This is a genomic window from Zeimonas sediminis (assembly GCF_023721795.1).
Taxonomy (GTDB): domain Bacteria; phylum Pseudomonadota; class Gammaproteobacteria; order Burkholderiales; family Burkholderiaceae_E; genus Zeimonas; species Zeimonas sediminis.
The window spans coordinates 1,644,374-1,668,910 of record NZ_JAMQYE010000001.1 but is presented as its reverse complement, the minus strand read 5'-3'; the positions used below and the strand labels follow the sequence as shown (position 1 = coordinate 1,668,910).

At 71.8% G+C, this 24,537-nt stretch carries 22 protein-coding genes; 11 read left to right on the top strand and 11 right to left on the bottom strand.

Annotation, left to right across the window (positions count from 1 at the left end; translation table 11 throughout):
* The first annotated feature begins 7 nt into the window (after positions 1-7).
* Positions 8-1,144: an iron-containing alcohol dehydrogenase gene (locus M6I34_RS07780; RefSeq protein ID WP_272485125.1), complete on the top strand. Its 1,137-nt coding sequence runs from the start codon at positions 8-10 to the stop codon at positions 1,142-1,144.
* Here M6I34_RS07780 and M6I34_RS07775 read toward each other — a convergent pair.
* From M6I34_RS07775 to M6I34_RS07760, 4 genes are all read right to left on the bottom strand, one after another.
* Positions 1,108-2,280, bottom strand: coding sequence for a hypothetical protein (locus tag M6I34_RS07775; RefSeq protein ID WP_272485124.1), 1,173 nt, complete (start codon positions 2,278-2,280; stop codon positions 1,108-1,110). The two genes, M6I34_RS07780 and M6I34_RS07775, sit on opposite strands and share 37 nt — an antisense overlap.
* A gap of 110 nt (positions 2,281-2,390) precedes the next feature.
* Positions 2,391-3,011: a glutathione S-transferase family protein gene (locus M6I34_RS07770; RefSeq protein ID WP_272485123.1), complete on the bottom strand. Its 621-nt coding sequence runs from the start codon at positions 3,009-3,011 to the stop codon at positions 2,391-2,393.
* 20 nt (positions 3,012-3,031) lie between these two features.
* Positions 3,032-4,708, bottom strand: coding sequence for a gamma-glutamyltransferase (gene ggt, locus M6I34_RS07765; RefSeq protein WP_272485122.1), 1,677 nt, complete (start codon positions 4,706-4,708; stop codon positions 3,032-3,034).
* Positions 4,709-4,717: 9 nt separating this feature from the next.
* Positions 4,718-4,843 carry a hypothetical protein gene (locus tag M6I34_RS07760; protein ID WP_272485121.1) on the bottom strand — a complete coding sequence of 42 codons (126 nt, stop codon included), beginning with the start codon at positions 4,841-4,843 and terminating at the stop codon, positions 4,718-4,720.
* Positions 4,844-4,968: 125 nt separating this feature from the next.
* Between M6I34_RS07760 and M6I34_RS07755 the strand changes: the two genes are divergently transcribed.
* Together M6I34_RS07755 and M6I34_RS07750 are read left to right on the top strand one after the other, a co-directional pair.
* On the top strand, positions 4,969-6,045 hold the full coding sequence (locus tag M6I34_RS07755; protein ID WP_272485120.1) for an FAS1-like dehydratase domain-containing protein: 1,077 nt from the start codon (positions 4,969-4,971) through the stop codon (positions 6,043-6,045).
* A gap of 220 nt (positions 6,046-6,265) precedes the next feature.
* Positions 6,266-6,406, top strand: coding sequence for a hypothetical protein (locus M6I34_RS07750; protein WP_272485119.1), 141 nt, complete (start codon positions 6,266-6,268; stop codon positions 6,404-6,406).
* A 46-nt stretch (positions 6,407-6,452) separates the two neighbouring features.
* Here the strand turns inward: M6I34_RS07750 and M6I34_RS07745 are convergent, their stop codons facing one another.
* The gene (locus M6I34_RS07745; protein ID WP_272485118.1) at positions 6,453-7,748 is read right to left on the bottom strand and encodes an MFS transporter; all 1,296 of its coding nucleotides are present in this window, start codon (positions 7,746-7,748) and stop codon (positions 6,453-6,455) included.
* Between the two features lie 123 nt (positions 7,749-7,871).
* On the opposite strand from M6I34_RS07745, the gene M6I34_RS07740 reads away from it, so the two are divergent.
* Positions 7,872-8,882, top strand: a complete 1,011-nt coding sequence (locus M6I34_RS07740; RefSeq protein ID WP_272485117.1) for a recombination-associated protein RdgC — start codon at positions 7,872-7,874, stop codon at positions 8,880-8,882.
* Here M6I34_RS07740 and M6I34_RS07735 read toward each other — a convergent pair.
* The gene (locus tag M6I34_RS07735) at positions 8,845-9,861 is read right to left on the bottom strand and encodes an alpha/beta fold hydrolase (RefSeq protein WP_272485116.1); all 1,017 of its coding nucleotides are present in this window, start codon (positions 9,859-9,861) and stop codon (positions 8,845-8,847) included. The two genes, M6I34_RS07740 and M6I34_RS07735, sit on opposite strands and share 38 nt — an antisense overlap.
* A gap of 10 nt (positions 9,862-9,871) precedes the next feature.
* Entirely contained in the window at positions 9,872-11,281 is a 1,410-nt protein-coding gene (locus M6I34_RS07730) for a DUF3300 domain-containing protein (protein ID WP_272485115.1), read from the bottom strand.
* 194 nt (positions 11,282-11,475) lie between these two features.
* On the opposite strand from M6I34_RS07730, the gene M6I34_RS07725 reads away from it, so the two are divergent.
* The 5 genes from M6I34_RS07725 to M6I34_RS07705 are packed head-to-tail and all read left to right on the top strand — an operon-like array spanning position 11,476 to position 17,478.
* Positions 11,476-12,405 (top strand): dihydrodipicolinate synthase family protein, encoded by a 930-nt coding sequence (locus tag M6I34_RS07725; protein ID WP_272485114.1) that lies wholly within the window; start codon positions 11,476-11,478, stop codon positions 12,403-12,405.
* Between the two features lie 14 nt (positions 12,406-12,419).
* A complete protein-coding gene (locus M6I34_RS07720) occupies positions 12,420-13,859 on the top strand; it encodes an aldehyde dehydrogenase family protein (RefSeq protein ID WP_272485113.1) in 1,440 nt (479 codons plus the stop codon).
* 17 nt (positions 13,860-13,876) lie between these two features.
* The gene (locus tag M6I34_RS07715; protein WP_272485112.1) at positions 13,877-14,857 is read left to right on the top strand and encodes a quinone oxidoreductase family protein; all 981 of its coding nucleotides are present in this window, start codon (positions 13,877-13,879) and stop codon (positions 14,855-14,857) included.
* A 25-nt stretch (positions 14,858-14,882) separates the two neighbouring features.
* A complete protein-coding gene (locus M6I34_RS07710; protein WP_272485111.1) occupies positions 14,883-16,232 on the top strand; it encodes an MATE family efflux transporter in 1,350 nt (449 codons plus the stop codon).
* A 1-nt stretch (position 16,233) separates the two neighbouring features.
* Positions 16,234-17,478 carry a YbfB/YjiJ family MFS transporter gene (locus M6I34_RS07705; RefSeq protein ID WP_272485110.1) on the top strand — a complete coding sequence of 415 codons (1,245 nt, stop codon included), beginning with the start codon at positions 16,234-16,236 and terminating at the stop codon, positions 17,476-17,478.
* Between the two features lie 246 nt (positions 17,479-17,724).
* Here M6I34_RS07705 and M6I34_RS07700 read toward each other — a convergent pair whose 3' ends face one another.
* Both M6I34_RS07700 and M6I34_RS07695 read right to left on the bottom strand, forming a co-directional pair.
* Entirely contained in the window at positions 17,725-19,326 is a 1,602-nt protein-coding gene (locus tag M6I34_RS07700; RefSeq protein WP_272485109.1) for a peptide chain release factor 3, read from the bottom strand.
* Between the two features lie 152 nt (positions 19,327-19,478).
* Positions 19,479-20,057, bottom strand: a complete 579-nt coding sequence (locus M6I34_RS07695; protein WP_272485108.1) for a hypothetical protein — start codon at positions 20,055-20,057, stop codon at positions 19,479-19,481.
* A gap of 182 nt (positions 20,058-20,239) precedes the next feature.
* Here M6I34_RS07695 and M6I34_RS07690 point away from each other — a divergent pair, with 182 nt between their 5' ends.
* A complete protein-coding gene (locus M6I34_RS07690; protein ID WP_272485107.1) occupies positions 20,240-21,742 on the top strand; it encodes a DEAD/DEAH box helicase in 1,503 nt (500 codons plus the stop codon).
* Positions 21,743-21,769: 27 nt separating this feature from the next.
* On the opposite strand, the gene gluQRS is transcribed toward M6I34_RS07690, so the two are convergent.
* Positions 21,770-22,753, bottom strand: coding sequence for a tRNA glutamyl-Q(34) synthetase GluQRS (gluQRS, locus tag M6I34_RS07685; protein WP_272485106.1), 984 nt, complete (start codon positions 22,751-22,753; stop codon positions 21,770-21,772).
* On the bottom strand, positions 22,750-23,694 hold the full coding sequence (locus tag M6I34_RS07680) for a LysR family transcriptional regulator (RefSeq protein WP_272485105.1): 945 nt from the start codon (positions 23,692-23,694) through the stop codon (positions 22,750-22,752). The genes gluQRS and M6I34_RS07680 overlap by 4 nt, the downstream gene beginning before the upstream one ends.
* 117 nt (positions 23,695-23,811) lie before the next feature.
* Between M6I34_RS07680 and M6I34_RS07675 the strand changes: the two genes are divergently transcribed.
* Complete coding sequence (locus tag M6I34_RS07675; RefSeq protein ID WP_272485104.1) at positions 23,812-24,510, top strand: pirin family protein; 699 nt, start codon at positions 23,812-23,814, stop codon at positions 24,508-24,510.
* Positions 24,511-24,537 lie beyond the last annotated feature (27 nt).

Sequence of the window (24,537 nt, the reverse complement as noted above, 5' to 3'; positions counted from 1 at the left end):
AACCGACATGGCCACCATCACCTACCTGACGACGATCCACTTCGACTTCGGCGCACTGCGCCTTCTGCCCGGCGAACTGCAGCGACTCGGTGTCCGCCGTCCGCTGGTCGTGACCGACCGCGGCGTCGCAGCGGCCGGCCTGCTCGACCGGGTGACCGGCGCGATCGGCGACGCGGCCGAGCCGGCGGTCTTCGACGGCACGCCTCCCAACCCGACCGAGGACGCGGTGATGCGGGCCGCGCAGGTCTACCGCGAGCGCGCTTGCGACGGGCTGGTGGCGGTCGGCGGCGGTTCGTCGATCGACCTGGCCAAGGCGGTCGCGCTGATCGTCACGCATCCGGAGCCGCTGCTGCAGTACGCGGCGGTCGAGGGCGGTGTCGGCCGGATCACGCCCAAGGTCGCGCCGCTGGTCGCGATCCCGACCACTGCCGGCACCGGCAGCGAGGTCGGCCGCGGCAGCGTGATCGTGATGCGCAACGGCCGCAAGCTGGGCCTGCTGAGCCCGCACCTGCTGCCGAAGGTCGCGCTGTGCGACCCGGAGCTCACGCTGGGCCTGCCGCCGATGCTGACCGCGGCCACCGGCATGGACGCGATCGCGCACTGTATCGAGACCTTCTGCGCGCCGGCGGTGAATCCGCCGGCCGAGGCGATCGCGCTCGACGGCCTGCGCCGTGGCAGCGCGCACATCGAACGGGCCACGCGCGACGGCGGCGACCGTCAGGCTCGCTGGGAGATGATGATGGCGGCGATGGAAGGCGCGATGGCCTTCCAGAAGGGCCTGGGCGCGGTGCACGCGCTGTCGCATCCGCTGGGCGCGCTGCCCGGCCGGGCGCTGCACCACGGCACGCTGAACGCGGTGCTGCTGCCGGCGGTGCTGCGCTTCAACGCGCCGGTTCTCGAGGCCAAGGCGCGCACGCTGACCGACGCGATGGGGCTCGCGCCGGGCGCCGATCCGGCGGCCTTCATCGAGGGCCTGAACGCGCGGCTCGGCCTGCCCGCCGGCCTGGCTGCGATGGGCGTCGAGCGCGCCGAGCTGCCCGCCATCGCCGACGCCGCGCTGCTCGATCACTGCCACGCGACCAATCCGCGGCCGGCCACGCGCGAGGACTACATCGCGATGCTCGAGGCGGCGTTCGGCGGCTGAGCGGGCCCGACATCCGCCGGCGCCGCCGAGTCGCGCCGCAGCGCGGGCAATCTGATGTCCGCGGTCCCCGGGCAGACCTCGCGCGGGCACTCGCGGGTCGCGTCGATGCAGCCGCCGTCGGCATAGACGCCCTTCGGGTCGCGCACCCGGGACATCAGCGCCACGATCCGCGCGGCCTCGGCCGGATCGGCCTTCGAGCGGGCCACGCGCTCGTCGACCAGCGACTCGTCCATCCAGGGTTCGCCGTCGGCGCCGATCCGCACCGCGTGACGCCAGTGGTAGATCTCCAGGCACTTGTCGGCCATCGTGAAGTGGCGGCCGGGCTTCCAGAAGTTCGTGAAGATGCCGCCGCCCAGGTAGAACACCCAGGAGCCCTCGAAGCCGGCGACGTCGGACGAATGGGGGTCGGGATTGCGGAACCACAGCCGGTCGCCGGGGATGTAGTAGCGCGGCGGCAGCGGAGCCTCGTTGGTGCCGAACTCGTGCAGGAAGACGTCGTGGAACTTGCCCGACATGATCGGGCGCTCCTCCCACTGCGCCTGCAGCGCGGCGAGCAGCGGCGGGTTGACCTGCTCGGCCTCCTGGGCGATCGCCAGCAGGATCACGTACTCGGTCGCCCTATAGCAGGAGAACGAGTAGAGACGCCCCGACGCCCCCGGCTGGGTGGCGAGCACCAGCGCGTCGATCAGCGGCTTGCCCGGCAGCACGACGAATCCGCGACCGTCCGCGTAGTCCCAGTAGCCTTCCGGGCGCTCCGCCGCGGCGGTGTCGAAGGCGAGCACGGTGCGCCGGGCCGCCTCGACGATTCGACGGCGCATCCGGATCGCGGCCAGGAACTCGTCGGCGCTCGGGTAGGCGAAGTCGATCGGCGAGCCGAGCAGCGCGACCAGGATCTCGCGTTCGAGGTCGTCGGGGCGGCGCTCGCCGTCGAGCGACAAGCGCTCGACGATTCCCAGCGTGTCGAAGCCCGGCAGCCAGGCAGCCGCCTGCGGGCCGGCGAGCCTAAGGCGGACGCGCTCTCCGTCCGCGTGGCGCTCGACCGCCTCGGTGAGTCCCAGCGACGCGATGTATCGATCAGCGGCGGGCAGGTCGACGCGCCCGAGCACGACGCCGCCCCCGGATTTCCCGATGTCCAATCTTCTTCTCCCCCTCGAGACGGCCGCTCTTCGGCGGCGTGGGGTCAGTAGATGCGATCGGGGAAATGTTTGTCAAGAAGGAGTCGCCGGCGAGTCCTTCAGGCGCGCCCTCAGCTCAGTTCCAGCGCCACGTGCTCGCGGTAGGCCGGCCGCTCGAGCATGCGGCGGTAGTAGTCCTCGAGCCTGGGCAGCGACGGGTGCTCGATCGGCAGCTTCAGCCAGCGATGGACGAAGGCGGCGGCGGGCACGTCGGCCAGCGTGAACCCGGGGCCGGCCAGGTAGGCCTTGTCGGCGAGTTGCTCGTCGAGGATGCGCATGCAGCGCTCGGCCTCGGCGGCGTTGGCGGCGATCAGCTTCGGGTCGCGCTTGTCCTCGGGCGTGCGGACCAGCTGCCAGAAGAGCGGCGTCATCCCGATCGCCAGGCTGAACGACGCCCAGTCCATCCACTGCTCGATGCGGGCGCGCTGGCGGACGTCCGAAGGGAGCAGGTCCTCGCGGCCGTGCCGGGCGGCCAGGTAGCGCACGATCGTGTTCGACTCGGCCAGCACGAAACCGTCGTCCTCGATCGTGGGCACCCTGCGGTTCGGGTTCAGCGCGGCGTATTCGGGCGTGTTCACCACGCCGAACTGCATCCCGGCGTCGATACGCTCGTAGGGCAGCGACAGCTCGTCGCAGACCCACAGCACCTTCATCACGTTGATCGAGTTGCGGCGTCCCCAGATCTTCAGCATCTTCAAGTTCTCCATTCGAATCATGTGGCTCGCGGCGCTTCGGGCCAGAACCGGGTGTTCGGCCGCGCCAGTCCGCCGCCCAGCCCGATCGCGGTGCCGTCGGCCCGCCAGCAGGCGGCGCCGGTCATCGACCCGTCGTCCGCGAATTCGATGCCGTTCATGCCGCCGGCCACGTGCGGCACGACCGCGAGCCGGTGCCCCATCCCCCGCAGCGCGGCCCGGCCGGCTTCCGGCAGGCCCTGCTCGACCTCCAGCTCCTGGCCCTGGGTCCACAGGCGCGGCGCCTCGACCGCCTGCTGCATCGTCATGCCGTGGTCGATCAGGTTGACCAGCGCCTGCATCACCGAACCGAAGATCCGCAGGCCGCCGGGCAGGCCGAGCACGTAGCGCGGCCGGCCGTCGCGCAGCACGATCGTGGGCGCGGTCGAGGTCGTGACCCGCTTGCCGGGGGCGACCGACAGCGCCTTGCCCGGGTGCGGATCGAACAGGTACATGTAGTTGTTCGGGATGATGCCGGTGCCCGGGATCATGATCCGCGCCCCGAACAGGCTGTTGATCGTCTGCGTGCTGGCCACGATGTTGCCGTCGCGGTCGGCCACGCTCACGTGGGTCGTGTTGGCCGACTCGCGCGGCAGCGCAACGCCGGGCAGCCATTCGCTGGCCTGCCGCGTGTCGATCGCGGCGCGGCGCTGCCCGGCGTATTCCTTCGACACCAGCCTCTCGACCGGCACGCTCACGAAGGCCGGGTCGGCGGTGGCTGCGGCCCGGTCGGCGAACGCGATCTTCAGGACCTCGGCCAGCAGGTGCATCGATTCGGCCGAACCGAATCCCATGCCCCGCAGGTCGAAGCCCTCGAGGATGTTCAGCATCTGCAGCACGTGGACGCCGCCGGCCGACGGCGGCGGGGGGCCGATGATCTCGTGGCCGCGATAGCTGCCGCGCACCGGCGCGCGGTCGACCAGCCGGAAGCCGGCAAGATCGTCGAGCGACAGCAACCCGCCGCGGGCCGCCAGCGCATCGACCGCGTGGCGGCCCAGCTCGCCGCCGTGCAGCGCCGCCGGGCCCTGCGCGGCGATCGCGGCGAGCGTTTCCGCGTAGTCGCCGGACACCAGGCGCTCGCCGGCGGCGAGCGGGCGGCCGTTCGGCAGGAACAGGCGGGCGATCTCCGCGTCGGCCGCCAGGTCCGGCGCGCATTCCGCGATGCAGCCCGACAGGTACTCGGTGATCCGGAAGCCCCGGCGCGCGTGCCGGATCGCCGGTTCGAGCAGGTCGGCCAGCGGCAAGCGGCCGTGCCGGCTCGCGGCTTCGCACCAGCCGAGCAGGTTGCCGGGCACCGCGACCGACGTCGCGCCGACCGCGTTCTCGCGGCCCTCGGTCTCCATGTAGTCCGGCATCCGGTCGGAGACCGGGCGGTAGGTGTCGGGCCGCGCCGCGGACGGCGCGCAGCTCAGGCCGTCGACGACCGTGTGCCGGCCGTCGGCGAGCCGGATGTGCGACAGGCCGCCGCCGAAGATGCCGACCATCATCGGCTCGACGACGCTGAGCGTGAACAGCGCGGCCACCGCCGCGTCGATCGCGTTGCCTCCCGCGGCGAGCATCTCCGCGCCAGCGGCCGAGGCGAGCGGGTGGTTCGTGACGACCATCCCGCGGGTGCCGGTGGCCGGGCGCTTCTCGCATTCGAAGGGGAGTCCGCTCACTATGACCTCTCAGTCGGCGAAGCAGCCGTTGTACCCCTCGGGACAGGCGGTCGGCCAGGACGTCGTGCCGGAATCGGGCGTCGCGGCGCAGGCTGCGAGCGCGATCGCGGCGAAAAACGGAATCAGGAATCGCATCGTGCACCTCGGCGCGGGGGCCGTCGCGTGGCGGTCTGCCGCAGGCGCCGATGCGCCGCGGCGCGCCCATGATAGCGTCGGGGCGGTAGCGGCCGAGGGCCGGAAAGCGAGGGGGAACCAGGACCATGGACGCAGCCGTGCTTTCGCATCCCGCGCCGGGCCAGGCCCTGCCGGCCCTGGTCAAGGGCCCCTATGCGAGCAGCCACATCGTCAGGTGGTGCGCAGCGCAGCAGAACTGGGACAAGATCCACTACGACCTCGACTACGCGCAGCGCCATGCGGGCCTGCCCGAGCGCGTGGTCAACGGCGCGCTGAAGCAGCACCTGCTCGTGCAGTGCCTGGAGAGGGCCTTCGGCCCGGCCTTCTGGCCGTGGCGGCTGGCATTCCGCTTCGCCGGACCGGACTTCCTGGGCGAGGCGCTGAGCGTCGGCGGCAGCGTCCGATCGGTCGAGCGGCGCGCCGGCCTCGAGATGGTTCTCGTCGATGTGGCGATCACGAACCTCGGCCAGCAGCGCGACACCACGCTGGGCTCGGCGGTGCTCGTGCGGCGGGCGCCCGGGGACGCCACCGAAGCGTTCGTGGTGCCGGAAGCCCTGGGCGACCTCGCGCTCGACGAGTCGATCGAGGAGCCCGTCGGTCCTGTGCCGCCGCAACTGGCCGTTGCGATCGGCGAAGCGCCGCAGCGGCGGGTCTCGGCTTATCCGCTGGACCTCAGCAGGCTGCGCCTGTTCGCCGATGCGATCGGCGACCTGCGCGCAGAATACTTCGATCCCGAGGCCGGCCGCGCGAGCGCGCACGGCACGGTCGTCGCGCCGCCACTGTTCCCGATCCATGGCCTCGAGGCGATGCCGGGCAGTCTTCCGCTGTCGACCGATCCGGCTGCGATGGGCCGCGAAGGTGTCAACGAGATCGGCCGCAATCTCGCGGCGCGGCTCGGGATCGCGCTGCCCGGGGCGGTCAACGGCGGCAACGACGTCGAGATCGCCAGCCTGCTGCGCGTCGGCGAGACGGTCAGCGCGACCAGCGCGATCGTCGGCGCGAGCGTCAAGAGCGGATCGCGCGGCGCCGCGATGCTGATCGTCCGGACGCTGAACACTTACCGCACGACCGGCGGCCGGCTGCTGCTGAAGGAGAAGCAGACCTCGATCTGCCGCAACTTCGGCGCCGCGGCATCCGACGACCGCTTGCCGGCGCAGGGTTGACGCTTCCTGGCCCGGTCCGGTTTCCGGTCCGGCGCCGCGCGGCGCTCTCGGCGCCCGGTTCGGCGTGAAGGATGTCGCAGGTCAAGAACGGCCACCGGGCTCGCGCCTACGATGGCAATGTGCAGGGGTTTCGCGCCTCCCGGCGCTCGCGCCGAGAGCGTCCGCTCGCCGATCACCGCCTGCGCGCGACCGTCGCAACGGCATGTTGGAGGTGCCCGTCATGAACGCAGCGAGACTGTCCATCGTCCTTTTGCTTGCGAGCCTGCTCGGCGCCTGCGCGGTGGCGCCGGCGAAGTCCTATGGCCCGGGCGGCGTGACGCCGTGCCCGTTGCCTTACGAGAACTGCCTGGGCGGGCCGTGACATCGCCGGCGGGCCCGGCGGCGGTGCAGCCCGCGCGCAGCGGGCGTCAGGCAACCGCCCCGGGCGTGGCCGGCAGGCGTGGCGGCTTCGCCAGCAGGAAGGCGAGGGATCCCGCGACCGCCAAAAGGGCGAGCAAGGTGTAGCCGAGCCGGTAGTCGCCGGTCAGGTCGGCGAAGGCGCCGGCCACCATCGGGCCGCCGACCTGCCCCAGCGCGATGATCAGCGACGACAGCCCCATGATCAGGCCGATCGACCTGCGCCCGAAGTAGTCGGCGCGGATCGCCTGCATCAGCGGGCCGCGCAGGCCCCAGGCGGTGCCGTGCAGCAGCGCGAAGGCGGCGAGCATTGCGGGCCCGGTCGCGTAGGTCAGCATCAGCAGGCCGGCGCCGTGGCCGACCATGCAGGCCGCGCAGATCCGCCGCTTGTCGAAGCGGTCGCCCACTGCCATGCCGAGCAGCACGCCGCCGATCTGCGCGGCGGTCATCAGCGTGATCGCCAGCGAGGCCTGGGCCACCGAGTATCCGAGGCCCTCCTTGATGTGCGAGATCGCGTGCACGTTGACGCTCGTGACCGCCAGCAGCGCGAAGCCGTGGCCCAGCGAGATCAGCCAGAAGGCGCGGGTTCGCAGGGCCTGCCGGGCGGTCAGGCCGGGTGTCTCGTCGGCAGTGGGCAGGGCCGCGTCGGCGGCATCCGACGCGGTCGCGCCGGCCCCGGGCGAGGCCTCGCTAGCGGCCGCCGCGGGGCGCGGCAGGTGGCCGTCGATCCGCGTGCCCAGCGACTGCGGCCGGCCGCGGAAGACGCGCGCCAGCGGCCAGCCGATCGCGATCGCGAGCACGCCGGAGCCGATCGCGGTGGCCCGCCAGCCGAAGCCCGTGATCGACGCGGCCACGAGCGGCACCGCGATCCCGCCCAGCGCCAGCCCCAGCCCCACCGACGACAGCGCCCGCGCCCGCTGGCGCTCGAACCAGTGGATGATCGCGATGTTGATCGTGAAGTAGCCGGCCAGGCTGCTGCCCAGCGCGATCATCAGCACCGCGCCGTAGAACCCGGCAAGCGTGTCGACGAAGCCCATCGCGATCAGGCCCAGACCGAACACGACGATGCCGAAGCGGATCAGGCGGTGCTCGCCGACCTTGTCGACGAGCCAGCCCAGCACCGGGCCGATCAGCGCGGTCTCGACCGACTGCAGCGCCGCCGCGCCGGCCAGTGCGGTCTTGCTCCAGCCCTTTTCCTCGGTGAGGACCGCCACGTAGGCGCCGAAAGCCTGGATCATCAGGCTGGCCTGCAGGAACTGCAGACCCGAACCCGCGACGACCATGCGCCAGCCGTAGAAGCCTCTCATGGCGAGAGGATTATCCGCGCGGCGCGAGGGCCCGCCAGGGCGGGCATTCCGGTTCGCGCGTTTTCGCCGGACCGCCGCTTTCGGTTAGTCTCCCGCTCCCGAAACCGGATCGCACCGTCGCCCATGTTCAAGTCAGCCATCGTCTACCGGATCGCTCCCGGATGGGAGCCGCCGTCGCTCGCCAGCCTCGAGGGCGCGCTGGATCGCGCCCGCTTCGTTCCCTGCGGCCCGACCGAGCCGCGCTCGGCAGGGTGGATCGAGCCGCGCGGACGCGAGCACGAGGCGCTGGTGGAATCGGTCGGCGGCCACTGGATCCTTTGCCTGCGCACCGAGACCCGGGCCGTGCCCGGCGCGGCGGTCCGCGATGCGCTGGAGGCGCGCCTGCAGAAGATCGAGCAGGAAACCGGCAGCCGGCCGCGCGGCAAGCTTCGCAAGGAGTTGAAGGAAGAGATCGTCGTCGACCTGCTGCCGCGCGCCTTCAGCAAGTTCGCGACCACCCGGATCTGGCTCGACCCGAAGGCCGGGCTGCTGGTGGTGGGCGCGGGCAGCGCGGCGAAAGCCGACGAAGCGGTCGGCGCGCTGATCGAGGCCTTCCGCGACCTGGGCGCCGTGCTGCCGGCCGGCCTGCTGAAGACGCAGATGGCGCCGTCCACCGCGATGTCGCTATGGCTCGCCGAGCGCGAGGCCCCGCCGGGCTTCTCGATCGACCAGGAATGCGAGCTGAAGCAGGCGGGCGCCGGCGAGTCCGACGCGGCGCTCGAGGGAACCGGGCAGGCGCGCGCGGGCGACCGGGCAACCGTGCGCTACGCGCGGCACAGCCTGGACATCGACGAGGTCGTCGCCCACGTCCGGCAGGGCAAGGTGGCGACGAAGCTCGCGATCACCTGGCGGGATCGCGTGTCCTTCCTGCTCGACGCGAGCATGACGCTCAAGCGGATCGAGATGCTCGACGTGGTGCTCGAGGGCAAGGCGGAGAGCGGGGACGATCCGGCCGACGACGGTTTCGATGCCGACGTGGCGATCGCCACCGGCGAGCTCGGCCGGATGATCCCGGAACTGGTCGAGGCGCTGGGCGGCGAGATCGCGCCCGAGTCCGTCAGCGAGCCAGCAGCTCGCGCACCTGCGCCCGGATGAAGGACCAGTCGGCGCCGCGATGCACCGGGTTGCCGGCGCGGTGGCCCCAGTCGGACTCGATCGGCGCCAGCCGTGCGCGCGACAGCAGCGGCAGTTCGTCGGCGTTGTCCTCGACCCGGAAGTAGAGGTCGGTGCGGCTCGGCATCAACAGCACCTCGGCGCGGATCGCGCGCAGCGCCGCGTCGAAGTCGCCGCCGTACGCGGGGTCGTCGGCGATGCTGAAGTGCTGCCAGGTGTGGATCTGCGCGAGCAGGTCCTCGGCGTTGCGGCGCAGGAAGTTGCCCTCCCAGCCGCCGACCAGGTAATCCTCGAGCGACGAGAAGCCGATCTCGCGCCAGAGCTCGTCGCGGTAGAAGGCCTGCGACATCGCCCAGCCGGCGTAGACCCGGCCCATCGCGCGCAGGCCCCGCTCGGGCTTGCGGACGAAACGGCCGTCCTGCCAGGCCGGGTCGGCGGTCAGCGCGGCCTTCACGCCCTCGAGGAACACGTAGTTGTGCCGCGCGCAGCGGGCGGCGCCGCAGACCACGGCGATCCGTTCCACCTCGTCGGGAAAGCTGGCTGCCCACTGGTAGGCCTGCATGCCGCCCATCGACCAGCCGTAGACCATCTTCAGCCGCTCGACCCCGAAGACCTCGCGCAACAGGCGACGCTGCGCGCGCACGTTGTCGAGGATGCTGAAGTGCGGGTAGCGGCTGCCGTCGTAGGGCGGCGCGGTGTTGCCGGGCGACGAGGAGAGGCCGTTGCCGAACATGTCCGGAATCACGACGAACCAGCGCGTCGGATCGAGGATGCCGTCGGGCTCGATCAGCCACTGGGTGTCGAGGTGCTGCGCCGAATACGAGGTCGGGTACAGCACGACGTTGTCGCGTGCCGGCGAGAGCGTGCCGTAGGTGCGATAGGAGAGCCGCGCGCCGCGATAGGTGGCGCCGGAGCTCAGCCGGAGGTCGCCGGCTTCGAAGACGGAGGCGGGGTTCGACACGCGTGCTCGCTCAGTTCGTGGGTCGTCGCGGAGACTCGGGATTCTGCCCGCCCTGCTGGCGCGGATCGCGCTGCGGCACCGATCTCGGAACGGACTGCCGGACGTCGGGCTGGCGGTATTCGGGCTGGCGGATGGCCGGTTGCCGGATCTGCGGCTCGCGCATCTCTGGCTGTCGGGCCGCCGGCGGCTGCACTGGCTGCCGGAACTGGGGTTGCTGGACCTGCGGTTGCCGGGTCTGGGGCTCCCGGATCGCCGGTTGCTGGATCCGGGGCTGCTCCTGGTAGCGCGGCTGCTCCATGATCCGCGGCCGCTCCTGGATCGTCCGGGGCTGCTGCGGTGCGCCGGGCGCGCCTGGCTCGACCGACGGCTTCACCGGAACCTGCTGTCGCGGCACTTCCACGCCCGGCTCCCGGGGCGCCTGGATCCCCGGCTGGCGAGGCACCTGCACGCTCGGCTCGCGCGGCACCGGATAGGGGTAGGGCTCGCGCGAGGGCTGCACGCTGGGCGACACCCGCGACGGCTTCTCCGGGAAGGCGGGCGGGTAGCGGTCGCGCACGACCGGGGTGCGGTACTCGACGCTGCGGCGGTGGGTAGGATCGTGCTGCCAGATCACCGGCCGCGGCGCGGTCGCATTCGTGACGATCACGTTCGTGACCGCCACGCTTCCGTACACGACCGTGCGGTCGCGCCAGACCGGCAGGGGATCGTTCCAGAGCGACGAGATCACGAAGGTGAGCGGCCCCCAGACGATGCCGACCGAGTACACCTGCGGGAAGTAGGGCGGCCGGTAGATCACCGGCGGCACCCACAGGAAGGGCGGGTAGGCGGGCCACCACCAGGTGCCGAACACGATCAGCGGGTTGTAGTAGGGCACCCAGTAGTAGTCGGGGCGCCAGGTGTCGATGACGATGACCCGATCGCGAACGATAACGTTCTGGTAGTCGTTCGATCGAAGCGTGCCGGCCGCCCTGGCCTTCTCGCGCAGCACCTGCACGGTTTCCATCACCTGCTCGCGCTGCGCGAGGAAGGCCTCGCCGAGCCGGATCGTCCAGTCGAGCTCCTCGTTCATCATGGCCAGCACCGACGGGAACTGGGTCAGCGCGGCCACGCTCGGGTCCCAGCGCATCGGCTCGACCGCCCGCGCCAGCGTGTCGCCCGACAGACCGGGGTTGCGCTGCATGAACCGCGCCGCCTGCACGACCTCGAGCGGATAGGTGGCCGCCATCAGCACTTGCGCGAGCAATGCGTCCGGGTACAGCGCGATCGGCGCCAGCATCTGGTCGAGCTCCTGCTGGCTGAACGGCGCCGCAGCGCGCTGGTCGAACTGCTGCTGGGCCCGGAGCGGCTCGACCGGTGCGGCCAGGAGAACCAGGGCGAGCGCCGCGCAGAGCAGCGCGGCGAGCGGGCGGGAACTTTTCATGACGGACACCTCTCGGCCCGGAACTGCGCGGGCATCGGGTCGATGATGGCACCGAAGCGGGCGTTCCGGGAGTGGCTTCGCTTGACCGCACTCAAGGGGCCGCGCATTCGCCGGGCCGGTATCATGGACCACCCCGCAGACCGGCGGCCGCAGTCCGCCGGCTCCAGACAACCGACAACAAGGGCGACACCCCCATGACCAGCCCCCGCAAGGCCCGCTACACCGGCGTCTTTCCCGTCGTGCCGACCACCTTTCGCGAGAACGGCGAGCTCGACCTCGACAGCCAGAAGCGCTGCGTCGACTTCATGATCGACGCCGGCTCCAACGGCCTGTGCATCCTGGCGAACTTCTCCGAGCAGTTCGTGCTGTCCGACGAGGAGCGCGAGGTGCTCACGAAGGCGATCCTCGAGCACGTGGCCGGCCGAGTGCCGGTGATCGTGACCACGACCCACTTCAGCACCCGCGTCTGCGCCGCCCGCAGCCGCCGCGCCCAGGACATGGGCGCCGCGATGGTCATGGTGATGCCGCCGTATCACGGCGCCACGATCCGAGTCGCCGAGCCGAAGATCCAGGAGTTCTTCGCGGCGCTGTCCGACGCGATCGACATCCCGATCATGATCCAGGACGCACCGGTGGCCGGCACCCCGATGCCGCCCGCCTTCCTCGCGAAGCTGGCCCGCGAGATCGAGCACGTGCGCTACTTCAAGATGGAGACCGCCGGCGCGGCCTCCAAGCTGCGCGAGCTGATCCGGCTCGGCGGCGACGCGATCGAGGGACCCTGGGACGGCGAGGAGGGAATCACGCTGCTCGCCGACCTCGAGGCCGGCGCCAACGGCTCGATGACCGGCGGCGGCTATCCCGACGCGTTCCGCACCATCCTCGACCCCTGGTTCGCCGGCCGGCGCGAAGAAGCGGCCGCGGCCTACAATCGCTGGCTGCCGCTGATCAACTACGAGAACCGCCAGGGCGGGCTGCTGACCGCCAAGGCGCTGATGAAGGAGGGCGGCGTGATCGACTGCGAAGCGCCCCGCCATCCGGTGGCGCCGATGAATCCCGAGACCCGGGCAGGCCTGATCGAGACCGCGAAGCGCCTCGATCCGATGGTGCTGCGCTGGGGCAAGTGAACAAGGAGAGCACGATGACGACCAAGCACGACAACCTGATCGACGGCCAGTGGGTGGCCGGAAACGCCTACACGAAGAACGTGAACCCGTCGAACCTGGCCGACGTGATCGGCGAGTACGCGCAGGCCGACGCGGCGCAACTCGAGGCCGCGGTGCAGGCCGCCCGGGCCGCGTTCCCGGCCTGGTCGACCAGCGGCATCCAGGCCCGCCACGACGCGCTCGACAAGATCGGCAACGAGATCATCGCGCGCAAGGAGGAGCTCGGCAGGCTGCTGTCCCGCGAGGAGGGCAAGACCCTGGCCGACGGCATCGGCGAGGCGGTGCGCGCGGGCAACATCTTCAAGTTCTTCGCGGGCGAGTGCCTGCGGCTGGCCGGCGAGACGATCCCGTCGGTGCGCCCCGGCATCGGCGTCGAGATCACCCGCGAGCCGGTCGGCGTGGTCGGCATCATCACGCCGTGGAACTTCCCGATCGCGATCCCGGCCTGGAAGATCGCGCCGGCGCTGGCCTATGGCAACTGCGTCGTCATCAAGCCTGCCGACCTGGTGCCGGGCTGCTCGTGGGCGATCGCCGAAATCATCTCGCGCTCGGGAATCCCGGCCGGCGTGTTCAATCTCGTCATGGGCCGCGGCAGCGTGGTCGGCGAGCGCCTGATCAATCATCCCGGCATCGACGCGGTCACCTTCACCGGCTCGGTCAGCGTGGGCGGGCGCGTCGCGCAGGCCTGCGCGCAGAACATGAAGAAGGTCCAGCTCGAGATGGGAGGCAAGAACCCGCAGGTCGTCCTCGACGACGCCGACCTGAAGCAGGCGGTCGAGCTGTGCGTTCAGAGCGCCTTCTTCCAGACCGGCCAGCGCTGCACCGCTTCCAGCCGGCTGATCGTGACCGAGGGCATCTACCCGAAGTTCATCGAGGCGATGAAGGCGCGGATGGCCACGCTGAAGATCGACGATGCGCTGAAGGCCGGCACCGACATCGGTCCGGCGTCCAGCCAGGCGCAGCTCGAGCAGGATCTCTCCTACATCGAGATCGGCAAGTCCGAAGGCGCCACGCTGGCGGCCGGCGGCGAGCGCCTGAAGCGCGACACCGAGGGCTTCTACGTGGCGCCTGCGCTGTTCACCGAGACCTCGAGCGAGATGCGGATCAATCGCGAGGAGATCTTCGGCCCGGTGGCCAGCGTGATCCGGGTCAAGGACTACGAGGCCGCGCTCGCCGAGGCGAACAACACCACCTTCGGCCTGTCGGCCGGCATCGCGACCACGTCGCTGAAGTACGCGACCCACTTCAAGCGGCACTGCCAGGCGGGCATGGTCATGGTCAACCTGCCCACCGCAGGCGTCGACTACCACGTGCCGTTCGGCGGGCGGAAGGGCTCGAGCTACGGCCCGCGCGAGCAGGGCCGCTACGCGCAGGAGTTCTTCACGACGGTGAAGACCGCCTACTCGCTGGCGTGAGCGAAGGCGGCCAGGCGATGAGCATTGCACGCGCAGTACGCGTCCGCGAATTCGGCGCGCCCGAGGTGATGCGGGTCGAGCAGGTCGAGCTGCCCGATCCGGCGGCCGGCGAGGTGCGGGTCCGCCAGACGGCGATCGGCTTCAACTTCATCGACGTCTACCAGCGGCGCGGCACCTATCCCTTGCCCTTGCCGACCGGCCTCGGGCACGAGGCGGCGGGCGTGGTCGAGGCGGTGGGTCCGGGCGTGGCCGACCTGAAGGTCGGCGACAGGGTCGTCTACATGAACGCCGGCATCGGCGCCTACGCCGACCTTCGCAACCTGCCGGCCGACCGGCTCGCCACGCTGCCGGCCGCGGTGTCCGACGAGGACGCGGCGGCGGTGTTCTTCAAGGCGATGACCGCGCAGTACCTGCTGCGCAGGACGCACCGGGTCGAGCCGGGCGACCTGCTGCTGGTGCACGCTGCCGCGGGCGGCGTCGGCCAGATCCTGTGCCGCTGGGCCAAGGCGCTCGGGGCGGAAGTGATCGGCACGGCCGGCTCGGCCGCCAAGTGCGAGATCGCCCGCGCGGCCGGCGCCGACCATGCGATCGACTACTCGAAGCCCGACTGGCCGCAGGCCCTGCTGGCCGCAACCGACGGGCGCAAGGCCCGGGTCGTCTACGATTCGGTGGGCAAGGACACCTTCCTGCACTCTCTCGATTGCGCCGCGCCCTTCGGGCTCGTCGTGCTGTACGGTGCGGCCTCGGGGCCGGCGCCGGCGATCGAGCCCGAGCTGCTGAACAAGAAGGGTTGCCTGTTCCTGACCCGGCCGTCGGTGTTCCCGCACAACGCCGACCCGGCCACCTTCCGCGCCAATGCGATCGAGGTCTTCCAGGCGATCGCCGCCGGGCAGGTGCGGGCCGCGATCGGCGCGCGCTTCGCGCTCGACGAGGCGGCGCAGGCGCATCGAGCGGCCGAGTCGCGCGCGACCACCGGCGCGATCGTCCTGCACCCCTGACGCCGACGCGCCGCCCGGGGCCGCGGTGACGACGACTGCGACGCCACGGCCGCTGAACGCCGACACCGGCGCGCTTCTGCGGCGCATTCTCGTGCTGGCCGCGCCGACCGGCCTGCTCGCGGCGCTGCAGGTGGTGGCGCAACTGGTCGAGATCTGGCTGGCCGCGCGACAGGGCGTGGCCGCCTTCGCCGGCTGGGCCGTGGTGCTTCCCTTCGCGCAGCTGATGCAGCAGATGTCGACCGGCGCGATGGGCGGTGGCGTTGCGTCGGCGATCGCGCGGGCGCTCGGCGCCGGCCGGCGCGAAGAAGCCTCCGCGCTGGTGATGCACGCGGCGCTTATCGCGGTCGCCGCCGGCGCGGCCTTCGGGGTGGCCCTGGCCGGATTCCCGCGACAGCTCCTCGGCGCGATCGCCGGGCCCGAGGTGGCGCAAGCGGCGTCGGCCTACGCGATCTGGCTGTTCGGCGCCGGCGCCGCGCCGATCTGGCTGGCCAACACCTTCGCATCGGTGCTGCGCGGCGGCGGCCGCCATGCGCTCGCCGCACGCGTGCTGGTGCTGACCTGGGCGGCCTGCCCGGTGCTGGGCTGGCTGCTGGCCGAGCCGCTGGGCATGGGGCTGGCGGGCCTGGGCGCCGCCTTCGCGCTGGCCTTCTGGGGCGCCGCGATCGCGATGGCGACCGCGGTGATGCGCGGCGATGCGGGCTTCACGCCGGCCTTTCGCGTCAGGCCTTCCGGCGCGCTGTTCCACCGCATCCTGTCGGTCGGACTGGTCGCGTGCGCGCTGGCCGCGATCGCCAACCTGACCACGATCCTGGTCACCTCGCAGGTGTCGCGCCACGGAGCGGCAGCGGTCGCCGCCTTCGGCATCGCGGCGCGCCTCGAGTTCCTGGTGATCCCGGCCGCCTTCAGCGTGGGCTCGGCGCTGACCGCGCTGGTCGGCCACGCGGTCGGGGCCGGCGACTGGCCGACGGCGCGGCGGACCGCCTGGACCGGCGCGCTGCTGGTCTTCGCCGCGACCGGCGCGGCCGGCATCGCGGTCGCGCTGGCACCGGCCTCGTTCGCCGGCTTGTTCAGCAGCGATCCGGCGGTGCTGGCGATCGCGGTGCGCGCGCTGTCTTACACCGGCTTCGCGTTCGGCCTGTTCGGACTCGGCATGGCGCTCTATTTCGCCGCGATGGGCGCCGGCCGCATGCGCTGGCCGGTGATGGCGGCGCTGTCGCGGATCGCGCTCGCGGTGGGTGGCGGCTGGCTGCTGGCCGAGGTGGCCGGCATGGGGATCGACGGCTACTTCCTCGGGGTGGCGCTGGGGATCGCCTCGTACGGCGTCGTGACCGCGATCGGCGTCAGGCCGGGCGCCTGGTCCGGGGGCGGGCGCTAGCATGGCCGGGCGAGGCGCCGCGCGGATCGACGGCCTGGCGCTGGCCTTCCTGCTCTCGCTCGGCACCGTCGTGTCGAACTCCTTCGCCCGCTTCGCGTATGCGCTGGTGCTGCCGGCGATGCGCGACGACCTCGGATGGAACTGGTCGCAGGCCGGCGCGCTGAACACCGCGAACGCGCTCGGCTACCTGGGCGGCGCGGTGCTCGCGCGGGCGCTGGTCGACCGGATCGGCAACCGCGCGCTGTTCATCGTGGGGATGCCGGTGACCGCGGTGTCGCTGCTGGCCACCGGCTTCGTCGCCGACCTGTTCTGGCTGTCGGTGCTGCGCGTGCTGGCCGGCGTGTCGGGCGCGATGATCTTCGTGTGCGGTGGGGCACTGTCGGGCAACGTCTTCCCCGACGACCCGCGCCGGGCGACGCTGGCGATCACCGTCTTCTTCGGCGGCTCGGGCATCGGCCTGGTCCTGTGCGGGGTCGGCATCCCGCTGCTGCTCGGGTGGGGCGGCGACACGGCCTGGCCGCAGGCCTGGATCGCGATGGGACTGGCTTCGCTGGCGATGACCGCCGCCGCCGTGGCCGCTGCCGCGAGGATCGCCGAGCCGGCCGCGCTGGGGGCGGCCAGGGCCCCCGATCGCGCAGAGCGGGTCGCCGGGGCAGACGCCAGGCCGGGCCTGGCCTGGCGGCTGACCGAGTTCGTGCCGTCCCTGATCGCCTACGCCTGCTTCGGTCTCGGCTACATCGGCTACATGACCTTCGTGATCGCCTGGATGCGCGAGCAGGGCGCTTCGACCGGCGACGTGATCGTGGTCTGGAGCCTGCTCGGCCTCGCCACGCTGGTGGCGCCCTGGCTGTGGAAGCGCCCGTTCGCCGACTGGCGCGGCGGCCCGGTGATCGCACTGGTGATGACCGTGCTCGCCGCCGGCGCCGGGCTGCCCCTGCTGAACGCGTCGCTGCCCGCGATGCTCGCCTCGGCCGCCCTGTTCGGCGCCGGCATGTTCTCCACCCCCGCGGCGATCAGCACGCTGATCCGCAAGGAACTCCCCAAGCCCGCATGGGGCCAGGCGATGGCCGTCTTCACGATCGTCTTCGCCGCCGGCCAGATCGTCGGCCCCACGTTCACCGGCTGGCTCGCCGACCTGCAAGGCTCGCTGCGCCCCGGCCTGGCCCTGTCCGCACTGGTCCTGCTGGCCGGCGCGGCAGTGGCGCTGGGCCAGAAGACCGCAGCCAGCGAGGCGCGCGGGCCGTAATAGCGGCAGTTAGGATTTGCGGTGCCGGGTCCGCTTCCGCAGGCCTTCGGCGCTGGCGCGGGAGCGCAGCGAAGACCCGGCGAGCGAAGCGAGAGCCGAGCCCTGTCCGAGGTCCGCCGAAGGCGGGCCGAGTTCGGCTCGGCGACGGGGCTGAGCGTCCGCGCGACCAAGCGTTTCCGCGAAGCGGACAGCGCCGCCGGCCTGCGGAAGTGGAGCCGGCACCCGCGCCGCTCGACGCGGACCAGCTCAGTCCGCCGCCACGCCAGCGAAGGTCGAACTCCCGAACTCGCGAAACGCACTGAACCGCACCTTCGGCCAGCGCTCCTTCGCCACATCGAGCTCCACCAGCATCTTGGCCAGATAGGCCGGCGCGTCGACCGTGTCGCGCGCGATCCGCGACTCGTTGTAGGAGATGAACCGATCGAGCTCGGCCTCGTCGTCGGAGCTGACCCAGCGCGCCGCGATGTAGGGCGACGGGCCGATCCGCGCGGCCACGCCGTACTCTGCCGCGAGCCGGTGCGCGACGACCTCGAACTGCAGCACGCCGACCGCGCCGAGCAGCATCTGGCCGTCGTCGAAGCGGAAGACCTGGATCGCGCCCTCGTCGCCCAACTGCTCCAGCGCGGCGCGCAGCTGCTTGGCCTTCATCGGGTCCACGACCTCGATCGAGCGGAAGGCCTCGGGTGCGAACCAGGGCAGGCCGGTGAACTGCAGGTTCTCGCCCTGCGTCAGCGTGTCGCCGAGCCGCAGCGTGCCGTGGTTCGGGATGCCGATGATGTCGCCGGGCCAGGCCTCGTCGACGATGTCGCGGCGCTGCGACAGGAAGGTGACCACGTTCTGCGGTCGCAGCGTGCGCTTGGTGCGGGCGTTGTGGATCGGCATGCCGCGCTCGAAGCGGCCCGAGCAGACGCGCACGAACGCGACCCGGTCGCGATGCTGCGGGTCCATGTTCGCCTGGACCTTGAACACGACGCCGGTGAAGGCGCTCTCGGTCGGCTCGACCTCGCGCTGCTCCGCGTGCTTGGGGCCGGGGGGCGGGCAGAAGTCGACGATCGCGTCGAGCACTTCGCGCACGCCGAAGTTGTTGATCGCCGAGCCGAAGTAGACCGGCGTCTGGGTCGCCGCGACGAAGGCCTGCCGGTCGAAGGGCTCGGACGCGCCCTGCACCAGCTCGATCTCGGCCTGGGCATGCGGCCACTCCGGGCCCAGCGCGGCCATGCCCGCGGCATCCCCGGGCGACACGAAGCTCTCCTCGCCGACCCGGTCCTCCCCCGCGCGGAACACGCGGACCCGGTTCTCGCGCAGGTCGAACACGCCGCGAAAGCGCGAGCCCATGCCGATCGGCCAGGTCAAGGGCACCGGCGTCATGCCGAGCTCGCGCTCGAGCTCGTCGAGCAGGTCGAGCGGCTCGCGGACCTCGCGGTCGAACTTGTTGACGAAGGTGACGATCGGGATGTTGCGCGCGCGGCAGATCTTGAGCAGCCGCATCGTCTGCGGCTCGATGCCGTTGGCGCCGTCGATGACCATCAGCGCCGCGTCCACCGCGGTCAGCACCCGGTAGGTGTCTTCCGAGAAGTCCTGGTGGCCGGGGGTGTCGAGCAGGTTGATCACGCAGTCGCGGTAGACGAACTGCATGACCGAGCTGGCCACCGAGATGCCGCGCTGCTTCTCGATCTCCATCCAGTCCGAGGTCGCGAAGCGGCTGGCCTTGCGCGCGCGCACCGTGCCGGCGATCTGGATCGCGCCGGAGAACAGCAGCAGCTTCTCGGTGAGCGTGGTCTTGCCGGCGTCGGGGTGCGAGATGATCGCGAAGCTCCGGCGGCGGGCGACTTCGGTCTGGATCGACATCTGTCTGGATCGCGCCTGCGGGATCGGGGCCGCCGAAGCGCCGTGGGCGCTTCCCGGGGCCAGCCTCATCGTGCAGGGAGGGTGGAAAACCCTTCAGTATAACAGCGCAGCCAATCGCCGGCAGCGTGGTCTGCCTGTGCCGCCGCTTCGACTCACCGGGGCCGCAGCGCGTCGCCCCAACCCTGCAGCGGGCCGAGCGGATTGCGGGTGACCTGCCGCTCGTGCATCGCGGGCTGGCCGCCGTAGACCGCGAAGACCGCCAGGCCGTCGACGAACAGCACGGTGGCGTTGAAGGTCCAGCCGGTGATCGTGACTTCCCGGTTGAAGTTGAAAGAGTCGAGCCAGAAGTTGCCGGTCCGGTCGCGCTTGATCCGGCGCATCGCGATCGCGTAACCGGTGCAGGTCTTCGCGGCCTTCAGGCAGGCCAGCACGCCCGGGTCGAGCTGGTGCGGCAGCACCGCGGCGCCGGGCGAGAAGCGCTGGACGACGTCCGGGTAGGAGAGGACCGTGATCGCCGGGTTGCGCAGCGGGTCGATCCCCTGGGCGGCGAGCTCGGCACGGGTCGTCTTGAAGGGCTCGATGGCGTCGATCGCCGCCTTGGCGTCGTCGAAGGTCTTCCATTCGACGAGCGTGTCCTCGTGGGCGTCGGGCAGCAGCGACCGGCAAGCCGGGAGCGCCAGGACGGCCAGCACGATGGCCAGAGCGCGAAGGAAAGGGGCGAGCGGGAGCACTGGAAACGGAGGTCCTGCCTGGCAAACGGGTCGGTCGATCATCGCGATTCGGGTCCGCTTTGTCCACGACCGCGCATCGGTGTCTTGCGCCAGCGCAAGCCTCCCGGCTGCCGATTTATGTTGCATTGCGTTCCGAAAGCCGGACAATATCGTTTTTTCACCCCTGTGCCGCGTCCTGCGGCATGTCAAGCACGCATTTGACTACGACATTCGATTCCTTCGGCCTGGCCGAACCCATCCTCCGGGCCGTCACCGAGCTCGGCTACCGCGAACCCACCCCGATCCAGGCCCAGGCGATCCCGATCGTGCTCCAGGGCCGCGACGTCATGGGCGCCGCCCAGACGGGCACCGGCAAGACCGCCGGCTTCGCGCTGCCTATCCTGCAGCTGCTGATGCGGCACGCGAACACCAGCGCCTCCCCGGCGCGCCATCCGGTCCGTGCGCTGATCCTCGCGCCGACCCGCGAGCTCGCCGACCAGATCTTCGAGAACGTCCGCGACTACGCGAAGCACACCGGCCTGCGCGCCGCTGTCGTGTTCGGCGGCGTCGACATCAAGCCTCAGATCGCCGAGCTGAAGAAGGGCGCCGAGGTGCTGATCGCCACGCCGGGCCGGCTGCTCGACCACGTCGGCCAGCGCACGGTGTCGCTGGCGCAGGCCGAGCTGCTCGTGCTCGACGAGGCCGACCGGATGCTCGACATGGGCTTCATGCCCGACATCCAGCGGATCATCAACCTGCTGCCGAAGAAGCGGCAGAACCTGATGTTCTCGGCCACCTTCTCCGGCGAGATCCGCAAGCTGGCAGAGAGCTTCCTGCACGACCCGGTGTCGATCGAGGTCGCGCGGCGCAACGCCACCGCCGAGAACGTCGAGCAGACGATCTACCGCGTGGCCGACGCCGACTCCAAGCGCGCGGCGGTCGCCAAGCTGATCAAGGACCGGGCGCTGTCGCAGGTGATCGTGTTCACGAACACCAAGATCGGCGCCGGCCGGCTTGCCCGCCTGCTCGAGCGCGACGGCCTCAACGCCGCGGCGATCCACGGCGACAAGACCCAGCAGGAGCGGCTCGCCACGCTCGAGGCCTTCAAGAAGGGCGAGACCAGCGTGCTGGTGGCCACCGACGTGGCCGCGCGAGGTCTGGACATCGCCGAGCTGCCGGCGGTCATCAACTACGACCTGCCTCACAACGCCGAGGACTACGTCCACCGGATCGGCCGCACCGGCCGCGCCGGCGCCAGCGGGGTCGCGCTCTCGCTGATGTGCGGCAGCAACGACGAGCGCCTGCTCGCCGACATCGAGAAGCTCACCAAGCGCAAGTTCACGCCCGAGTCGATCGACGTCGGCCCGGTCGAGCGCGAGCCGCGGCCCGAGCGCGGCGAGAGGCCGGGTCGCGGCGAGCGTGCCGCGCGCGGCGGTCGCGAGGAAGCCCCGTCGCGTCCGCGCCGTTCGCGCGAAGGTCGCGCGGACCAGCGGCCGGCCGGGCCGTCGCTGCGCGACGACCCGCTCTTTCACCAGCCCTACGAGCCGCCGGAGCCGCCGGCCGCGACCGAGGCCGAAACCGAGCTCGCCGCTGCGGCGGCCGAGGCCGGCGGGCATCACGGAAAGGGCGGCCGCGGCTCGATCACCGGCGCGAGGCGGTCGCGCAAGCCGGTCGCCGCGCTGCTCGGCGGACTCGGCAAGCGCTAGTGCATTGAGCCAGGCGCCGGGGGCCGCTCACGGTCCCCCGGCGGCGAACCAGCGCGACCGGCGCCAGGCCTCGGTTGCCTCGCGCCAGAAGGCGTCGAGCCCGGTCTTGACGCCGCCAGAGGGCGGCACGGTGGGCAGTCCCAGGTGCCGCATCGCGGCGGCCAGCGCTTCGAGCGGGCGCTCGGCATCGATCGCCTGCGCCCCGTTCTGCTTCGAGAGCTTCTCGCCGTCCGCGCCGAGCACCACCGGAAGGTGCAGGTAGCGCGGCGTCGGAAGGCCGAGCAGGCGCTGCAGCAGGATCTGGCGCGAAGTGGACCCGATCAGGTCGTCGCCGCGCACGACGTCGGTGACGCCCTGCGCGGCGTCGTCGACGACCACCGCGAGCTGGTAGGCCCACAGGCCGTCGGCCCGCTTCAGCACGAAATCTCCGACCTCTTCGGCCATCCGGTCCTCGAAGGACCTTCCGCTGCGATCCCGCCATGCGACGACTGCGTCGCCGACGCGCAGCCGCCACGCCCGCGGCTCGCGGCCCGCCGGCATGCCGTGCCGGCAGGTGCCCGGATAGACGAGCTCGCGGTGCCGTTCGCGCGCGAGGCCCACCCGGGTCAGCGAATCGGCGATCTCGCGCCGGGTGCAGGCGCAGGGGTAGAGCAGGCCGGCCGCCCGCAGCCGCTCGAATGCCTGCTGGTAGAGCGCGCCGCGCCGGCTCTGGTATTCGACCGGGCCATCGGGCGCGAAGCCGAGCCGGGCGAGCGTGTCGACGATGCCGGCGGCGGCGCCCGGCATCTCGCGCGGCGGGTCGAGGTCCTCGATCCGCAGCAGCCAGCGGCCGCCGTGGGCGAGCGCATCGAGCCGGCTCGCCAGCGCGGTGGCCAGCGACCCCTCGTGCAGCGGGCCGGTCGGGGAGGGCGCGAAGCGGCCGACGTAGGCGCGGCGCCCTGCGCCAGGGTTCGGGCGCTCGCCGCCCGTCGCAAGGCGCTCGCCGCGCGGCGGCAGGCGTTCGTCGTTCACCGCGGCGCCTCGTCGGCTGCGGACGGCCCGGCGAGCAGCTTCTTGCGGACCCGCGCGACCTCGAGTCGCGACAGCCACCACCTGAGCGACTTGCCGAGCGCGGCGGTGCGCCACACATAGCGCAGCGCATCGGGCGGCCGGGGCTCGTCGAGCTCGAGCGCGAGCAGCCGGCCCGCTGCCAGATGCGGGCGGGCGAAGGGCTCGGGCAGGAAGCCGCAGCCCAGGCCGGCGAGCTGGGCGGCGACCTTCTGCTCCATCGTCGCGACGGTCAGCAGGTCCTGGCCGCCGAGCAGGCCCCGGCTGCGCGCGGGGCGGCCGCGCGACGTGTCGGCGATCGCCACCGCGCGGTGCGCTTGCCGCATCGCGAGCGTGACCGGGCCGCGCTCGGCCGCGAGCGGGTGGTGCGGGGCCACGCAGAACACGAAATCCAGCTCGCCGAGCGGGCGATGGCTGAACTGGCCGGCGATCGCCGCCTCGGCCGGCGCGTCGTGGGCGACGCCGATCGCCAGGTCGGCGCGCCCGTCGACCAGCGCATCCCAGCCGCCCTCGAGCACCTCGTGGGAGATGCGCAGGCGGGTCGGCGCGCCGATCCGGTGGAAGTCGGCGATCAGCGCGAGCAGGCGGTCGAAGGCGACGACGCCGTCGACCGCGATCCTGAGCTCGACTTCCCAGCCGGTCGCGACCTCGCGAACCCGGCAGGCGAGGTCGTCCGCGGCGCGCAGCAGCAGCCTGCCCTGGTCCAGCAACTCGCGGCCCGCGTCGGTCAGGCGGGCCCGGCCGCCGCGCCTGTCGAAGACCAGGACGTCGAGGTCTTCCTCTAGCCGGCGAACCGTGTAGCTGAGCGCCGACGGCACCTTGCCGAGCTCGGCCGCCGCCGCGGCGAAGCTGCCGCGCCTGGCGATCATGTCGACGATCTCGAGGGCTTCGAGCGAGAGATTCACCGCGGGCCGGGCCTTCAAGAAATTTGAACGAACCGCACGAATTCTAGCGACGGATGCAAGCCCTGCGGCGCCTAGACTACCCACATCGAAACCGTTTCCCTGCAAGGAGGTTCCCCGATGGTCGAATTCCGACGCGGCCGCGAGCGCGGCTACGCCGATCACGGCTGGCTCAAGTCCTTCCACAGCTTTTCCTTTGCCGGCTACCACGACCCGGCCCACATGGGCTTCGGGGCGCTGCGCGTGATCAACGAGGACCGCATCGAGCCGGGCACCGGCTTCGGCACGCACGGGCATCGGGACATGGAGATCCTCAGCTACGTGCTCGACGGCGAGCTCGCCCATCGCGACAGCATGGGCAACGGCTCGGTGATCCGGCCGGGCGACGTCCAGCGGATGAGCGCGGGCACCGGCGTCATGCACTCGGAGTTCAACCATTCGGCCACCGGACAGACCCACTTCCTGCAGATCTGGATCATCCCCGGGCAGCAGGGGATCGCGCCGGGCTACGAGCAGAAGCACTTCGAGCCGGCCGCCCGCCGCGGCCGGCTCGCGCTGGTCGCGTCGCCCGACGGCGCGGCCGGTTCGGTCACCGTGCACCAGGACGCGCGGCTTCACGCCGGGCTGTTCGACGCGGCCGAGCGGGCCACGCTCGAAGTGGCGCCGGGGCGGCAGGTCTACGTGCACCTGGCCCGCGGGCGCCTGTCGGTGAACGGCTATCCGCTCGAGGCGGGCGACGCCGCGAAGTTCACCGGCGAGACCCGCTTCGAGTTCGCCGATGGCCAGGGCGCGGAAGTGCTCGTGTTCGACCTCGCCTGAGCGCGCGCTGGCGGTTTCATCACTCGC

Coding starts and splice junctions, on each gene's coding strand:
- M6I34_RS07780 (WP_272485125.1), top strand. CDS start 8: ATGGCCACCATCACCTACCTGACGACGATCCACTTCGACTTCGGCGCA.
- M6I34_RS07770 (WP_272485123.1), bottom strand. CDS start 3,011: ATGCTGAAGATCTGGGGACGCCGCAACTCGATCAACGTGATGAAGGTG.
- M6I34_RS07760 (WP_272485121.1), bottom strand. CDS start 4,843: ATGCGATTCCTGATTCCGTTTTTCGCCGCGATCGCGCTCGCAGCCTGC.
- M6I34_RS07755 (WP_272485120.1), top strand. CDS start 4,969: ATGGACGCAGCCGTGCTTTCGCATCCCGCGCCGGGCCAGGCCCTGCCG.
- M6I34_RS07750 (WP_272485119.1), top strand. CDS start 6,266: ATGAACGCAGCGAGACTGTCCATCGTCCTTTTGCTTGCGAGCCTGCTC.
- M6I34_RS07745 (WP_272485118.1), bottom strand. CDS start 7,748: ATGAGAGGCTTCTACGGCTGGCGCATGGTCGTCGCGGGTTCGGGTCTG.
- M6I34_RS07740 (WP_272485117.1), top strand. CDS start 7,872: ATGTTCAAGTCAGCCATCGTCTACCGGATCGCTCCCGGATGGGAGCCG.
- M6I34_RS07730 (WP_272485115.1), bottom strand. CDS start 11,281: ATGAAAAGTTCCCGCCCGCTCGCCGCGCTGCTCTGCGCGGCGCTCGCC.
- M6I34_RS07725 (WP_272485114.1), top strand. CDS start 11,476: ATGACCAGCCCCCGCAAGGCCCGCTACACCGGCGTCTTTCCCGTCGTG.
- M6I34_RS07720 (WP_272485113.1), top strand. CDS start 12,420: ATGACGACCAAGCACGACAACCTGATCGACGGCCAGTGGGTGGCCGGA.
- M6I34_RS07715 (WP_272485112.1), top strand. CDS start 13,877: ATGAGCATTGCACGCGCAGTACGCGTCCGCGAATTCGGCGCGCCCGAG.
- M6I34_RS07705 (WP_272485110.1), top strand. CDS start 16,234: ATGGCCGGGCGAGGCGCCGCGCGGATCGACGGCCTGGCGCTGGCCTTC.
- M6I34_RS07700 (WP_272485109.1), bottom strand. CDS start 19,326: ATGTCGATCCAGACCGAAGTCGCCCGCCGCCGGAGCTTCGCGATCATC.
- M6I34_RS07690 (WP_272485107.1), top strand. CDS start 20,240: ATGTCAAGCACGCATTTGACTACGACATTCGATTCCTTCGGCCTGGCC.
- M6I34_RS07675 (WP_272485104.1), top strand. CDS start 23,812: ATGGTCGAATTCCGACGCGGCCGCGAGCGCGGCTACGCCGATCACGGC.